Origin of the sequence: Mesorhizobium sp. M1338 (assembly GCF_040318045.1) — a bacterium.
In the GTDB taxonomy this organism is placed as follows: domain Bacteria; phylum Pseudomonadota; class Alphaproteobacteria; order Rhizobiales; family Rhizobiaceae; genus Mesorhizobium.
This window is the reverse complement of record NZ_JAMYLL010000001.1, coordinates 154,214-168,455: the sequence shown is the minus strand read 5'-3', so window position 1 is coordinate 168,455 and position 14,242 is coordinate 154,214. Positions and strand designations below refer to the sequence as shown.

Sequence of the window (14,242 nt, the reverse complement as noted above, 5' to 3'; positions counted from 1 at the left end):
GTTGGAGATTGGAAATGTCCGCGCCTAGTGACTTGGTACCGCTTCAACCGGGCGACCGTGCACCGAACTTGGTACTCGACGCCATTACCCAGGAAGGCAAGATCGCGCTTGACGACTTTCGCGGGCAAAAACCGGTGCTGGTCGGTCTGTTTCGAGGTCTGCATTGTGCGTTTTGCCGGCGCCATATCGCCGCTCAGGCGCGGCTTGATCCGGAGCTGCGCGAAAGGGGTGTGGAGAGCCTGACGGTGGTCAACACGCCGATCGAACGGGCGCGTCTCTATTTCCGCTACCACCCGATGCCAAATCTGCTTGCGGCCTCAGATCCTGAACGCGCTTCACATCGTGCTTTTGGACTGCCAAATCTCGAATTCACCCAAAACGAGACGAACTGGCCGTACAAGGTCTCGATGGCAGTGGCAAAGGATATGCGGGTCGACTTACCAGGCGAGTTGCCCGGTCCCATGGATCCTTTTGCGGCCAGCGAATTCCTCGGCAAGAAGGACAATTACGAAGTGACCGAAGCCGACCAGCAGATGATGGCAACGGGACACGGACAACTGATTGGCCAATTCCTGCTGGACCGGCAGGGGATCGTCCGCTGGAGCTTCACGGAGGTTCCAGAGGGTGGGCGATACATGTTTGGGGCGCCAAACCCGCAGGAACTGATGTCAGCCGTGTCCCAAGTCGCCCAATAGACCGTCGGAAGACTGCAAATGATCCGCATTGCTGCCATTCGCGATGCGGACAATGAAGGGCACCATCGGGTCAAAACTTCGCGTAATAATAGCTTGCGGCTTGAGATGCGTGGGCTCCAGGGTCGGCACTGCCATGCGGCAATCAGGCCGTCAGCCGCCACATCCGCACACGGCCTGTACCACGCAATTCCGTTTCCTCGAGTGGGTCGCAAGCAAAATTTGGTCCAAGCAGTTGGCGAGTTGCATCCGAAATACGGATTTCATCGGGCTCCGCGGACGTTTGAATACGTGAGGCGAGATTAACGGTGTCGCCCCACAGGTCATAGGCAAACCGCCTCTTGCCTATGACGCCCGCGACGATTGGTCCTGAGTGAATTCCAATTCTGAGTCTCAGCGGTTCTCCCGCGAAGCTTTCGCGCTTAACCGCCTTGCGCAGCTCAAGTGCATAGCGCGCGAGGGCCTTTGCATGATCGGATCGCGCGGTGGGCAGGCCAGCGACCACCATCACACAATCGCCGATTGTCTTGATCTTTTCGCAGCCGTATCGTTCCGAGAGCCGATCCGCCGCCTTGAAGAAGTAGTTTAAAATTGCGAGCGTCGTCACGGCTCCGACGCTCCGCGCTCGTTCCGTGAAACCGACGATGTCGGCAAAAAGCACACTCACTTCCGCGTGGTTGTCAGCAATTTTTTTGTGCGCTTTCAACCGCTCCGCGATCGACGCCGGAAGAATGTTGAGGAGCAGGGTTTCGGCGCGCTGGTATTCACGCGCCAATCCCTCCTGGCTCTTCCTCAACGCCTCGTTCGTCGTTTGTAATTTCTCGTTGAGTTGACGCTCCCTCTCTTGCAGGAGTGTCATTTCATAAGCCTTTTGTTGAAGCCGCTGCCTATTGTCGCGTTCGGCAGTGGCGTCGAGAAAGAGCAGCCACACGCAGGCATTGTCAGCAAAAAAATGAAGGTCCGCGACACGCCCGCTGGGCAGCTCGACCATGGCAATGTGAAACGGAAGCTCCGGGCAAGGCAGCAAACCTTCCATAAATTCAAGCTGCTCGGCAACAGCTTTGCCAATGCGAAGCGATGTGAGTCCGTAATGTTCAACATTTCCGCCCTTGGCAGCTATGCAAAGCTGGGCGTCGATTTTCAGATATGCGACAGAGTGCCCATTGTAGAAGAAATTGAAAATCCAACTTCGGACTTCTCTTGGCAATCCATGCATGGTCTATCTGGTTACCATCAAAGCAAGTTGACGAAATGCATCATCAACATTCTCACCCGAGAGCGCACTTGTTAGATAGATTTGCCATCCACGCTGCCTCAGTTCGCTAATCTCACTATCCGATATTGCCCACCGATCGGCCAGATCGGATTTGTTGATCAGCAATACGAACGGCATAGCGCCGAATTCGGCCTCGGCCCGTTCGCGCAGCGTGAGCGCCACGGCAAGAGTAGCAGCGCGGGTTCCATCGACGACAAGCATAAGCCCGGTTGCGCCTCGAACATAGCTGACGCGGAATGAGCCGATATCGTCTTCGCCGGCCAAGTCCCACAAAATCAGATCCACGGTTTTGTCCGGGAGAGCGACATTCTTCTTGTCGATTTTCACTCCCACCGTGGTCAAGTAGGTTTCTGAAAAGATGCTTTGCACAAACCTGCGAACCAGGCTCGTCTTTCCGACAGAGAACCCGCCCAGCATACAGATCTTTTTTTGCAACATCTTGCCCTAATCCAGGTTTACCGTAACCGAAACCCGGCGATTGGTGGAGCTACCGGTTTGACTATTTTCAGGCACAGCCGGCTCAAAGGTGCCCGCGCCCCGAACCAGCAGCAGTTCCGGGGCGACGCCGCGCTTCTTGAGAAGCGCACGAACTGTCTCGGCGCGGGCGGCGCTGATCGACGCGTTGGCCGTCTCACGGCCCGTGGCGTCCGAATGGCCGGTCAACATGAACCGCGCTGTCACGCCTGACTTGCGGGCATCTTGGGCGAATTCCTTTATTTGATCCGCCAACCTGTCGAGAACCGGCGTCTGCTCTGGTCCCGGCACAACTTTGCCGGAAGAGAAGAAAATATCGGTCGTCTGGATGGCCTGCCTCAAATGATTGAGTTCCGCAAGGTCCAGTTCACGCAGCTGCGAGACATCCAGAACCACTCCGTCCGCCGAAAGCTGTTCGGCGGCGGCCTGCGCCCGGTTGATCCAGGCGGCAGGAGCCTCACCTTCGGCAACGATGCGGCCCTGGATGATCGAAAGCCGAACCGATTTCGGCGGGGTCAGTGACGCTGTCAGCCGCTTCACAACGAATTTCGGATCAAGGCTCTGATAGAATTGCCACTGTGAATGAACGCGGGCAGGATCGACCCCAGTTCCGGACAGCAGAGCTTGCGGGTCGGCGGCAAGCGGGTCTCTCAGGCCGGAAATGTAGAAATGTCCGCCCCTCGCCGTTTGTTGGGCGACGATGATCCCCGGTTGGGCCTCAAGTCGCGACACATAATACTGCCAGTGCTCCGCCGCGCGTGCTTCGGGACTCACATCACGAACCTTGGAGATGTCGAATTCCGGTCCGCCTGCCGAAAGCTGCCGGGCCGCCGCGCGCGCCCGATCTATCCAGGTGTCGGGAGCCTCACCCTCGGCAATGATGCGACTATCGACGATCGAAAATCGTACTGTGTCCGGCGGATACAGCGACGCCGTCAGCCGCTTCAAAACGAACTCCGGTTCAAGGCTTTGATAGAATTGCCACTGCGAATGAACCCGGGCGGGATCGACCTGCGTTCCGGACAGCAGAGCTTGCGGGTCGGCGGCAAGCGGGTCTCTCAGGCCGGCAATATAGAATTGGCCATCGCGTATCTTTTGTTCGGCAACGGTGATGCCCGGCTGGGTCCCCAGTCGCGACACATAGGCCTGCCAGCGCTCCGCCGCGCGTGCTTCGGGGCTCACATCACGAACCTTGGAGATATCGAATACCGGCCCGCCTGCCGAAAGCTCTCGGGCCGCTGCGCGCGCCCGATCTATCCAGGTGTCGGGAGCCTCACCCTCGGCAACGATGCGATCATCAACGATCGAAAATCGTACTGTATCCAGCGGAGCCAGCGACGCCGTCAGCCGCTTCAACACGAACTCCGGTTCAAGGCTCTGATAGAATTGCCACTGCGAATGAACGCGGGCGGGATCGACCTGCGTTCCGGACAACAGCGACTGCGGGTCGGCGGCAAGCGGGTCTCTCAGGCCGGCAATATAGAATTGGCCGCCGCGTATCTTTTGTTCTGCAACGATGATGCCCGGCTGGGTCTCCAGTCGCGACACATAGGCGTGCCAGCGCTGCCCGGATTGCCAGGAAAGAAAGAACCAACCGCCTGCCGGAATCAAAACCAGCAGGGCTGCAGCCACCACCAGCCACGGAAATCCCTGGTTCGATTCCTCCTGCTTCAGCTCGACGCAGGTCTGCAACTGCGCCTCTACGCCGGCCAACTGCGAACTGTCGCCGTCAAACTGCTCTAAAGCCTGTGAGCATTCCGCATGGATGCGAAGCAATACATCGCGAACTATTTCGTGCAATTCCTCCGGCGGATTTCCTCGGATCACCGAAACCAGGGTGGCAAACGGTCCAACTTCCGACCAGAGACGAAGGTCGCCAAAACGGATTGTGTCCAGGCCGCTCTGTTCTTTCTCGTTGAATGAGTCTTTCACAAAATCTTGAATTGCGCTCAACATAGAAGAAATCAGTTGAGGGTCTTCGCTCGTTGCATTATCGGCAGTTACATGCGCTATCAAAAGCCCGGAATTACGGTTGATGAGAAAGACATGCTCTACACGATAGATAAGAGAATGCTTCAGAACAACTTCAGAGAAGCTGGCCCCAGTTCTCCATGATTCAAATCTCCACTTGAGCCCGTGCCAGGTAAATATATGTCTTAAAGTCTCGTTCAGCGACTGAAAGGTCTGGTCGATCTTTTCCCCGATCGACTTGCGAATTGCCGGCAGAAACACCGGGTACAATATATCCGTCAGCGTGCGCGGGCTCTTCTGGATGGACCGTTGCACAGCCCTTTCGACAGCGGGCGCAAGCGCCTCACCGAGCTGCGCATGAGACGCTCGCGCGGCCGCACTGGGAAGAACGCCGCCCACGGCTGCCGCGAGCTGCTCGGGTTCGTCCAGCAGGTGCGTAACTCGTGAAAGCTCCGAAATTTCGCGGCTGACCAGCAACTGGCGCAGCGTTTCCATGCGAGGATCGGCGGTTGGAACTCCGTCGAAACGCGCACGATAGTCCGGATCGACGTTCCGGGCAATTTCGATCAAAAGACGGGCCAGAGCCTCGCGATCAATCTCTGTATCGTTCGAGGCAGTTCTTTGCGGAAGGCTGACTGGGTCGACGGTTGACGTCAAGGTCCCATCAACTCACTTTCCAGTTACGTTCCGAGTTGCTCTTGCTGCCGACAGGATCCTGATTCAGACATTTTGCGACCTCGACGAACAGACCCGCCAAAAGATTTCGGTCGGTCTTGACGTTGCTGAGATCAGCAAACATTTTCTCTATCAGCATCTGAACGCCTTCATTTTTCTGCTTGATTTCCTCACGCAGTAAATGATCGTTTCGATTTATCCGGTCCGAAACGTCGCGTTCAAGCGCACTCAATTGATCCGACAACGCGCGCACCTGCTTTTCAAGTGCCTGGTTTTGCTCGCGAAGATTCCGGTCAATCTCCTTGTCGGCATCGGCTCGTGAATCTTTTTCGTTCCGCAATTGCGCCGCAAGCGAATCGACCTGCTTCTTTGCATTTGACTCGTACATGTCAAGATTACGCTTGGCTTCCGATTCGACATCCTTGAAGCGCTGCAACACCCGTTCTTCAAGCTTGGAAAAGCGGCGGTCATAGTCCTGCATCTGGTTGCCGAACAGCAGATCACGTATCTTGTCGACACCTACAGCGTCGCCGGAGGCCCCGCTCTCGCGAGCCTGGCCCGCCATGAAGGCCAGCCCGTTTCCGTCTGCATTACTTGTCAGATTTGCGTCCGCTTTATTTGCCGAAGAAGCGGTACTCGAAGATTCCTTGGCCATCCCTATTCCCTTCATTTGAACAGATGCCACAGTGCTAATTTAGCAACTGGTAAACATGTCAGTAAAATACCCGGCTCGCAAGCCGGAATCTTTTCGGCTTAAGCCGGTTCGCGCGTAAATTTGAACATGCGGCTCGACCTCGACAATCTGCCCAGCAAACAGGCCCGTCGGCGGCATCTTGTGCGTAACATGGCGGCCGTTGTCGAGCACCGCGACGGTGAGATCGAGCGCCTTAAATCCATCATCAGGCAACTGCAGCGCTCTCAGTTCGGCCGCGGTTCCGAGTGGGTCGATCCGGACCAGCTTGCGCTCGCGTCTTCGCCCGCGATCATCCTTTTGCCGATGGCCGCAGCTCTAAGCCGTCGGGCATGAGCGCTTGCCATTCAAGCCAGTCTTCAAGTCTTTTTCTTGCCTCTAATTCGCCCCGATCTTGACAGGGCGGTGCTGCCATCCGATGCCGTTATCCGGTTTTGACATTCGCAGACTCTCGCCGAAGAAAACGAAAGCTCGATGATCCAGAATAATGCTACCGCAAGGCGGTGTGGTACCAATGTTCAATGTCGAGCAAAACATCGGCGCAACGCATGCCGGCATTCGCCGGCAGACCTACCAGATGCTGGATATAGTCGTGGTGGACGATGGGTCGAACGGATCGGCGTCGATTGTGACGGCCTACGCCGACAAAGATCAACGCATCTTGTTCTACCTTCGAACCAGGCATGGGTAAGACAACGTGGCGCATAATCCATTGGTTTCAATCGTAGTTCCTGCGCACAACGCGGAGGTAACGCTGACGCGCGCACTCGATTGCCTTCTCGATCAGGAAATCGTGGATTGGGAGGCGATCATCGTCGACGACGCCTCCACGGACCGCACCCCCGCGACCATCGCCCGTTATGTGGAACAAGATGCCCGATTTCGGACGTTGAGTTCTCGCGCGAAGAGTCCCGCCGGCGCGCGCAATAACGGGATTTCGACGGCGCGCGGTCACTGGCTGATGTTCCTGGATGCCGACGATTGGGTCGATGCCAGCTTCCTTACGAAAATGCTGGACGCACTGAAAGCCGCTCCCGATGCAGTGGCCGCCTATTGCGGTTCTCGGCGCGTGATGCCCGATGGTGCACTCACCCCGTCGAGCATCGCCCCCGAGGTCGCGATCCAGCCCTTCGAAACATTCGCCCGCCGGTGTGCCATCGCCACTCACGCGCTGCTGGTCGACCGGGAGACAATCGTCGAGTTGGGCGGTTTCGATGTGTCGCTGCGCACCTGCGAGGACTGGGATCTGTGGCAGCGCGTCGCACGTCTCGGCAAGAATTGGGTGATGGTCGACGAGCCGCTCGCCTTCTATCGAGCCAGCCCCAACGCCCTCACCCGCAATTCGACGCAGATGCTGGCAGACGCGGAAATCGTGATCGCCCGCGGCTTTTCTCCTGATCCCGGGGTCAAACACCCAGGATCGGCTCACGCCAATGGAGCGATCGAGGCGATCGGCCGCACCGCTTCCGAAGCACTCGCGTGGTTCGCCTTGTGGAACGCTGCGTCGGATTGCGGCAGCGGCGGCGGCTCGATCAACCCGCAATCCCTACGCGCGCTCCCGGCAGCACGTAAGTGGGCGCGTGAGATCGCCAAGGTGGCCTTCGATGGCCTGATGGTAGGAAGCCTATCGGTGCCAGCGCAATTGGCTGCCCGGTGGGACAGGTTCGGCGGCGCCCTCACCGAGTTGATCATCGAACTCGGCAACGTCTGGGACGATCCGGTCGCGGGTCGTCGCGTCCAGTATCATCTCGAGCAAATGCTTCTCGATGCCGACGATCTTGCCGCACCGCGTAGGCTGGCGCGGATACTCGGAATTCGCGTCGACGCTCGAAATCCAACCTCGACCGAGCTTCCGGAAGGAATCGATCAAATCTATGCCTACCTGATGATGGATGGCCAGATCGAAGCTGTCGTGCAGTTCGGCGTACTCGGGACAGTGACAAGGGATCATTGGATTGAACTGATCGCACTGCAAAAGGACGCCAGTGCCGATACGCCAAACACGCTTGCAGCCGAGGCATTGTTGTCCGCAGCCGAACGTCGGCCCGATCTGGACAGCCACTTCGGCAAACTCGCCCAATTGGCAGCTGAAGCGCGGGAGCTGGTTCGGTCAAGCGCCGAACCAGCACCACCTCCTGCAACGCCGCACCGAGCACGGACCGCGGACAGGAATGATCGCACGGCGTTCTGGAACAGCTATTTCGCGACCGAGGACCCGTGGAACTACGGCTCGCTCTATGAGCAGGAAAAATATCAGCGGCAGCTCCAAATCCTGCCTGCTGGTCCCATCGGACGGGCGCTCGAACTGGCCTGCGCGGAGGGCCACTTCACGCGGCAGCTGGCGCCGCGTGTGGGCCATTTGACCGCAACTGACATCTCCGCCATAGCCATCGAGCGGGCCCGTGCGCGATGCAGCGATCAGCCGAACATTGAATTCGGCGTACTGGATTTCTCCGCCGACGCGCTGCCGGATGAGATGGATTTGATCTTCTGTTCGGAGGTGCTCTACTACCTGGATGATCTCGCCGAGTTGCGGCGCATCGCCAAAAAATTCGCTGAGGCGTTGGCGCCTGGCGGCAGTTTCATCAGCGCACACGCATTCGTGCTGCGTGACAATGTTGAAAGGACGGGCTTCGACTGGAACACATTCGGTGCGCAAGCGATCTCGGAGACGCTGGCAGCGACCGAAGGCCTCGTCCTTGAGCAATCGATCCAGACCGAGCTCTACCGCATAGACCGCTTCCGCCGCCCGTCACCGGACGATGTGGCGACGGAACCGAGGATAGATCATGTGCCGATCCGCGCACCCATTGGAATCGGGGTCGCGCGAAATATCGTCTGGGGCGGGGCGCGGGCCTTGCGCCGCGACGTCGCACGCAACGAGCGGCGCCAGCATATCCCTGTACTCATGTATCATGGCGTTGCCGATGAAGGTCCGGACGCGCTCGCCCGTTTTCGGCTCACGCCCGCCGCATTCGCGAGCCAGATGGCATGGCTGCGCGCCAATGGCTTTCACGCCATTGGGTCCGAGCAACTGGAACAGTTCATCGCCAACCGTCAGCCTTTCGTTGGCCGCCCGGTGGTCATCACCTTCGACGACGGCTTCCAGAACTTTGCCGACCATGCCTGGCCGATCTTGCGCGCCAACGACCTGACCGCGGAAGTGTTCCTGGTGACGGATCTGGTGGGCGAAAGTGCAAAATGGGACGCCGATATCGGTCCGCCGACGCGGCTTATGGACGCCGGGACGGTGCGACGCCTCTCCGCCGAGGGTGCGTTCTTCGGAAGCCATCTGGCGACGCATCGCGCCATCGATGGTCTTTCGAGCTGTGACCTGGCCGCCGAGCTCCTGCGCTCTCGTATGTTCATCGAACGGTGGACGGGTCGGCCGACCACGGCGTTCGCGGCACCCTTCTCTGTCACTGACCGACGGCTAGGGCGGCTGGCCAAGGAATGCGGCTATCGGATTGGCTTCGGCGGCAGATCTGGGCCGGCGGATCTCGATTGCGATCCGATCGACCTTCCGCGCATCGAGATTCGCGGGGATCGCTCGCTCGATGACTTTGTCGCCACTGTCGAGGCCGTGCTCGATTAAACGGTGAACTTTGTCAGCGTCATTATTTCCGCTAACAATGCGCAAGATCGACGGACGCTTCGCAGCGTGACCCCGCGGCCCTATGGAGCGCTCGAGATATGTTGTTGACGATGGCTCATGCGACCAGACTGCGGCGATCGCCCGATGTCACGCGGATCGGAATGCCCTGCCCCGGCGGCTAAATAAACGCTGCCAAGTTACCCGGCGCAAACGGTCTGGCTCGGAACGATGACTTCTTGCACCGCAACATCGGTTTCTTCAAGGTAAGACAACAACGGACATAGATGTCGTTCCTCGCCGATTTGACCGGAAAGTTAACAGCACGATGGCACTTATAATTCGTCGACTGGTACCCAGGAACCTGGCACGCCCGACACAACGTCTCCGACATCTGAGCGCGATGTTTGTCCTGGTTGCCGGGCCGCTCGTCTTTGGGATCGCCCTCTTGTTGGCTGGTCAGGCACAGGCGCAGGCGCCGGCGACGGTCCCGCCTGAAAGGGTCAAACAACTGTTCGAGCTTCTCGACGATCCATCAGTGAAGGCCTGGGTGGCCGAACAACGAAATCAGGACGCCGGATCGACGGGCGCGCCTGCCGGGGCAGGAGCTTCGCCGACCGACGTATCGTCCGGCGCCGTGGCCGCACCAGGCCAGATGAATACGATGGCATCCTCGACGCTCGATCGGATCGGGCACCATATCGAACGAATCGTGCGAACTTTACCCCTGCTGCCAGGTCAGTTCGCGCGCGTTCGCGCAGAGACGATGCAGGACATGTCCAGCAAGGGATCCGCAAGCGTATTTATGCTGATTGCGATGTTCATTGCTGCCGGCCTGACGCTCACTTGGGCAACGTATAAAGTCACACGTCCATTTCGTCTTTGGATCATCGCGCAGCCGAAGGATACGCCAATCGGGCGCGCCAAGAAGATTGGCGGTCGCGCGCTATATTCCAGCATGCTGATTGTCTCTTTCGCATTGGGCAGCGCCGGCGCGTTCATGTTGTTCGACTGGCCAATGCTTATCCGCGAGATTGTATTGACATTCCTGATGGCGGCCGTCGTTACATGGGGTGTGCGCATGTACGTCATCGCCATGCTCGTCCCTTCCTTCATGAACGTCGAGAACGCCGTCGAGGTTCGGGGTTTGCCGATCACCAACGAAGTGGCGGACCATTGGTCCTATTGGCTACCCCGGATCGTCGGCGTCTTTGCGTTTTTCGGCGCCGCGTTTATTCTCTTGCCGGGTCTCGGCATCGATCAGGACGGAATGATGGTCCTGTCACTGGGCGCCGATTTCGTGCTGCTGTCGCTGTTGCTGCTTGCCATCTGGCGTCGGCCAAGAACGCACCGAGACAGTGCGCGCCACAGCGGTCACACAGAAGCGACATGGTTGTTGACGGCTTATTTCGTCGTCCTGTTCCTGCAGCGCGTCGCCGGGCTTTATATATACTTCTGGTTTACCTTCGCCGCATTCTTCCTGCCTTTGGCAATCGTGCTGACACAGCGCGGGGTTAATTTCGTCTTGCGGCCAGGTTCGGAAGATGTCGGCCGGCCTACAATCCCGGCGGTGACGATCGCTGTCATCGATCGCGGAATCCGGATGATTTTGATCCTGGCGGCGGCTTACTTTCTCGCGCGTGTCTGGGGTCTGAACATGCAATCCATGCGCGACAGCGATACGACGACGATGTTCATCTTGCGAGGCTTGATCAATGTCGTGGTCATTGCCCTCGCAGCCGATTTCGGCTGGTCGATCATCAAGGCCTTGATCGAACGAAAGCTGGGCATCGAAATACCGCACCCAGTCATCAGCGACGAAGACGTCCCGATCCTCGATCCGCAGCAGGCGCGGCTGCACACGCTCTTGCCGATCCTCCAGAACATGCTGCTCGCATTGATCGTGGTGATGGCGGTGCTGATGATGCTCGCTTCTATGGGTATCCAGATCGGCCCGCTGATCGCTGGCGCCGGCGTCGTCGGCGTCGCGGTGGGCTTTGGCGCACAAACCGTCGTCAAGGACGTCATTTCAGGCGTGTTTTTTCTGCTCGATGATGCGTTTCGTGTCGGCGAATATATTTCCTCGGGCAATTACAAGGGTACCGTGGAAAGCTTTTCGCTGCGCTCGGTGAAGCTGCGCCATCATCGAGGTCCGCTGTTCACGATACCTTTCGGTGAACTCGGGGCAGTCCAGAACCAGAGTCGTGACTGGGTTATCGACAAATTCAACATCACCGTTGGCTATGACACCGATATCGACTTCGCCCGCAAGCTCATCAAGCGCATCGGCCTCGAACTGGCGGAAGATCCCGAGTTCAAACACTGGGTGCTCGACCCAATCAAGATGCAGGGCGTACAGGAGTTCGGCGAGTACGGCATCGTATTGAGGGTCAAGGCCACAACCCGACCCGGAGGCGCCTTCGGTATGAAACGCAAATTCTATGTGCGGCTGCGCCAAGTCTTCAAGGAGCAGGGCATCGAACTCCCGCTTCCGACCGTCCAGGTCCAGGGGCTACAGAATCCACATGGGGCAGAGAATGCGCCGTTGGAGATCACACCCGCGTTAAAAATGGCCGTCGCGCAGTCGCACACTATTCGTCGGAGAAAAAAAGCCAGCACAACGGAATAGGAAAGCCCTGAAACCCTGCCGGTCACAGCGCGGCTTTCCGCAGGGCAAAAAATCTGTGACTTGGGTAAACGATAATTCAATTCAGTGTGTAGGAACCACAGTGAACTAGATGAACCGGATCGTTGTTTTTCTGTGAAAAAACTGCGCCGAACCACTCCAGGCCAGTCAGAATCGAACAAAACAGCGGTGTTTCGGGAGCATTTTGGCGCCGAATCGCGCGGCGATGGCAGCGGGATATCCTGCTATCAGCCTGTTTTAATGAAGTAATTTTGGGAAGTCCGCCTTCGAAGCAGACAAGAATGGCGGAGAGGATGGGATTCGAACCCACGAGAAGCTTTTGACCTCTACTCCCTTAGCAGGGGAGCGCCTTCGACCACTCGGCCACCTCTCCGTTGCGCCGCTGGATAAAGAAAAGCGCCGGCACAATCAACAAGCCCGCGCCATTATATAGAAAAATAACAACGCACCGGACCGCGGCGTTTCCATGGATGCGGCGGTTCCGCGGCAATTCCCTGGCAGATGACTCGGGGCCTTGCCATGATTCTGTCGGTCGATCGCCTGAAGCAGTTTGTCGATGCTCGCCCTGCTGATGGGATAGCCGAATTAATTGAATTGCGATGTTTGGCGACCACCGACTTGCCGCGCGTGGCCGATAGAGCCGCCCCATCATTGACAGGCAGTTGGGCAGCCTTGAATCGCGCCCTGCTCCTGACGAACGCTTAGTACGGTCAACCCTTAGGTGCCGCGCCGCGCCGCTCGAGCGCGGTCTTGCGGATGATTTCCGCGATCTCCGGGCTGCTGCTGCACAGCATCTGGAAATCCGCCGAGTGCAGCGACAGGAGTGAGACCGCCGTTGTGGCGCTGACGGTCGCCGAGCGCGGTTCGCCGCTGATCAGCGCCATCTCGCCGAAGAAGGCGCCAGGACCAAGCTCCACCGGGTGTGGCGTCGCGACGCTGACACGCCCCTCCACGACGAAGAACATCTGATCACCGGCCTCGCCATTGCGGCAGATCACAGCGCCCGCCGGCACGATACGAGGTCTTAACGCGCGCACGATCTCGACCAGCACGGCCGGGCCGAGCTTCTGAAACAACGGCACGGCGGCGATCAATTGCCAATTACGGACGAAATCCTCGCGACGGACTTCTTGATAAAAGCCGGTGGCAAGAATGCCAGCCCAGAGCGCGAAGATGCCGATGCCACTCATCATGACCGCCCCGGCAAGGACGCGGCCGGCGAAGCTTTCCGGAATAGCGTCGCCATAGCCCGTGGTGGACAGCGTGACCACCGCCCACCACATTGCCTGGGGGATGCTGCCGAACTTTTGCGGTTGGACGTCGCGCTCGATGACAAAGGCTGCGAGCGCAACACCGAACAGAACGATGCCGAATACCGTGGTGACCCCGATCAGGTTGCGCGCTTCGTTGGTCAGGATCCTGCCCAGCAGCGGGAAGAAAGTCGAGTCGCGCAGCGGTTTCAGCAGCCAGACAGCACAGTAGAGGCTCCGGTCCGGCGTGCCGACGAGCAGAAATGCGGCGAGTGGAACCAAAACCGCGAGCACATCAATGGCGATAGCCGGCGTCCTGTCCCGAACGTCTTTCGCCCGGCGCTTGAGCAGCGTCTCGGCCAGTTCCAGGAGATAGACGGCCCAAATGACCGCGAGCACGGCAGCCAGAGCCAGTCTGCTTCGTCCGGACATGTCTGGTGTCGTGAGCATGGCCACCGCCCCAAGCCCAGTCGCAGCCAGCAGCGCGTTGAGCGGCGCGTAAATTCTTACGAAAGGCAGTACCGACATTCTATGCCCACGAGTGGATGCTATTCCTCCAGAATAGGATGCCTTCAAGGCAAGCGCAAAGGTGCTTACTTTCGCTGCGATGTTCATCACCAACGGTGAAACTCAGATGTCCGGGAAAGCGAACAGACAGGCCACAACCCAGAATGACCCGATCCGGCAATTGCGCGATGGTCAGCCTTCCGCGGATCGGGCTAGGTCGACGACGATTGGTCGACGGCGTAGCCGTCAAGCGAGATGAATTGCTTATCCAGCGGTCTTGCGGAACCTTCCACCAAGTTGGGATCGGTTGCCGCCAGCTCGAACTGGTCGGCGCCAAGAAGAGCAATACGCGCGCTGCCGGTCGCGTCCGGCGCCATTCTTCCATTTCGGTTGTGGACAGCGCGGCATGATTCTGCTATCAGCCGCCCCAATTCGTGGTGTAAACCGCCGCGGAGGCTAGTGGCTAT

General features: G+C 58.5%; 11 protein-coding genes and 1 tRNA gene. 5 read left to right on the top strand and 7 right to left on the bottom strand.

The window, feature by feature from the left end; all coding sequences use genetic code 11:
• The first annotated feature begins 14 nt into the window (after nucleotides 1-14).
• Complete coding sequence (locus NKH19_RS00880; protein ID WP_352863154.1) at nucleotides 15-695, top strand: redoxin domain-containing protein; 681 nt, start codon at nucleotides 15-17, stop codon at nucleotides 693-695.
• A 142-nt stretch (nucleotides 696-837) separates the two neighbouring features.
• Here the strand turns inward: NKH19_RS00880 and NKH19_RS00875 are convergent, their stop codons facing one another.
• The 4 genes from NKH19_RS00875 to NKH19_RS00860 are packed head-to-tail and all read right to left on the bottom strand — an operon-like array spanning nucleotide 838 to nucleotide 5,743.
• Nucleotides 838-1,908 (bottom strand): adenylate/guanylate cyclase domain-containing protein, encoded by a 1,071-nt coding sequence (locus tag NKH19_RS00875; RefSeq protein WP_352863152.1) that lies wholly within the window; start codon nucleotides 1,906-1,908, stop codon nucleotides 838-840.
• A 3-nt stretch (nucleotides 1,909-1,911) separates the two neighbouring features.
• A complete protein-coding gene (locus tag NKH19_RS00870) occupies nucleotides 1,912-2,406 on the bottom strand; it encodes a Rab family GTPase (RefSeq protein WP_352863151.1) in 495 nt (164 codons plus the stop codon).
• A gap of 6 nt (nucleotides 2,407-2,412) precedes the next feature.
• Complete coding sequence (locus NKH19_RS00865) at nucleotides 2,413-5,070, bottom strand: OmpA family protein (protein WP_352981561.1); 2,658 nt, start codon at nucleotides 5,068-5,070, stop codon at nucleotides 2,413-2,415.
• 7 nt (nucleotides 5,071-5,077) lie between these two features.
• Nucleotides 5,078-5,743, bottom strand: coding sequence for a hypothetical protein (locus NKH19_RS00860; protein WP_352863147.1), 666 nt, complete (start codon nucleotides 5,741-5,743; stop codon nucleotides 5,078-5,080).
• A 126-nt stretch (nucleotides 5,744-5,869) separates the two neighbouring features.
• Between NKH19_RS00860 and NKH19_RS00855 the strand changes: the two genes are divergently transcribed.
• The 4 genes from NKH19_RS00855 to NKH19_RS00840 all read left to right on the top strand — a co-directional run bounded on the left by NKH19_RS00855 (nucleotide 5,870) and on the right by NKH19_RS00840 (nucleotide 12,000).
• The gene (locus NKH19_RS00855; RefSeq protein WP_352863146.1) at nucleotides 5,870-6,115 is read left to right on the top strand and encodes an IS66 family transposase; all 246 of its coding nucleotides are present in this window, start codon (nucleotides 5,870-5,872) and stop codon (nucleotides 6,113-6,115) included.
• A gap of 178 nt (nucleotides 6,116-6,293) precedes the next feature.
• Nucleotides 6,294-6,470, top strand: coding sequence for a glycosyltransferase (locus NKH19_RS00850; protein WP_352863144.1), 177 nt, complete (start codon nucleotides 6,294-6,296; stop codon nucleotides 6,468-6,470).
• A gap of 6 nt (nucleotides 6,471-6,476) precedes the next feature.
• Nucleotides 6,477-9,374, top strand: a complete 2,898-nt coding sequence (locus NKH19_RS00845; protein ID WP_352981560.1) for a glycosyltransferase — start codon at nucleotides 6,477-6,479, stop codon at nucleotides 9,372-9,374.
• A gap of 400 nt (nucleotides 9,375-9,774) precedes the next feature.
• On the top strand, nucleotides 9,775-12,000 hold the full coding sequence (locus tag NKH19_RS00840; RefSeq protein WP_352863142.1) for a mechanosensitive ion channel family protein: 2,226 nt from the start codon (nucleotides 9,775-9,777) through the stop codon (nucleotides 11,998-12,000).
• Between the two features lie 300 nt (nucleotides 12,001-12,300).
• Here NKH19_RS00840 and NKH19_RS00835 read toward each other — a convergent pair.
• The 3 genes from NKH19_RS00835 to NKH19_RS00825 form a co-directional block, all read right to left on the bottom strand.
• Nucleotides 12,301-12,391: transfer RNA gene (locus NKH19_RS00835), tRNA-Ser, on the bottom strand.
• 337 nt (nucleotides 12,392-12,728) lie between these two features.
• Entirely contained in the window at nucleotides 12,729-13,796 is a 1,068-nt protein-coding gene (locus NKH19_RS00830; protein WP_352863141.1) for a cyclic nucleotide-gated potassium channel, read from the bottom strand.
• A 191-nt stretch (nucleotides 13,797-13,987) separates the two neighbouring features.
• The gene (locus NKH19_RS00825; RefSeq protein ID WP_352863139.1) at nucleotides 13,988-14,152 is read right to left on the bottom strand and encodes a hypothetical protein; all 165 of its coding nucleotides are present in this window, start codon (nucleotides 14,150-14,152) and stop codon (nucleotides 13,988-13,990) included.
• Nucleotides 14,153-14,242 lie beyond the last annotated feature (90 nt).

Bases quoted from the DNA above. Each gene is read 5' to 3' on its own strand.
- NKH19_RS00880 (WP_352863154.1), top strand. From the start codon at position 15: ATGTCCGCGCCTAGTGACTTGGTACCGCTTCAACCGGGCGACCGTGCA.
- NKH19_RS00875 (WP_352863152.1), bottom strand. From the start codon at position 1,908: ATGCATGGATTGCCAAGAGAAGTCCGAAGTTGGATTTTCAATTTCTTC.
- NKH19_RS00870 (WP_352863151.1), bottom strand. From the start codon at position 2,406: ATGTTGCAAAAAAAGATCTGTATGCTGGGCGGGTTCTCTGTCGGAAAG.
- NKH19_RS00860 (WP_352863147.1), bottom strand. From the start codon at position 5,743: ATGGCCAAGGAATCTTCGAGTACCGCTTCTTCGGCAAATAAAGCGGAC.
- NKH19_RS00855 (WP_352863146.1), top strand. From the start codon at position 5,870: ATGCGGCTCGACCTCGACAATCTGCCCAGCAAACAGGCCCGTCGGCGG.
- NKH19_RS00850 (WP_352863144.1), top strand. From the start codon at position 6,294: ATGTTCAATGTCGAGCAAAACATCGGCGCAACGCATGCCGGCATTCGC.
- NKH19_RS00840 (WP_352863142.1), top strand. From the start codon at position 9,775: ATGTTTGTCCTGGTTGCCGGGCCGCTCGTCTTTGGGATCGCCCTCTTG.
- NKH19_RS00830 (WP_352863141.1), bottom strand. From the start codon at position 13,796: ATGTCGGTACTGCCTTTCGTAAGAATTTACGCGCCGCTCAACGCGCTG.
- NKH19_RS00825 (WP_352863139.1), bottom strand. From the start codon at position 14,152: ATGGCGCCGGACGCGACCGGCAGCGCGCGTATTGCTCTTCTTGGCGCC.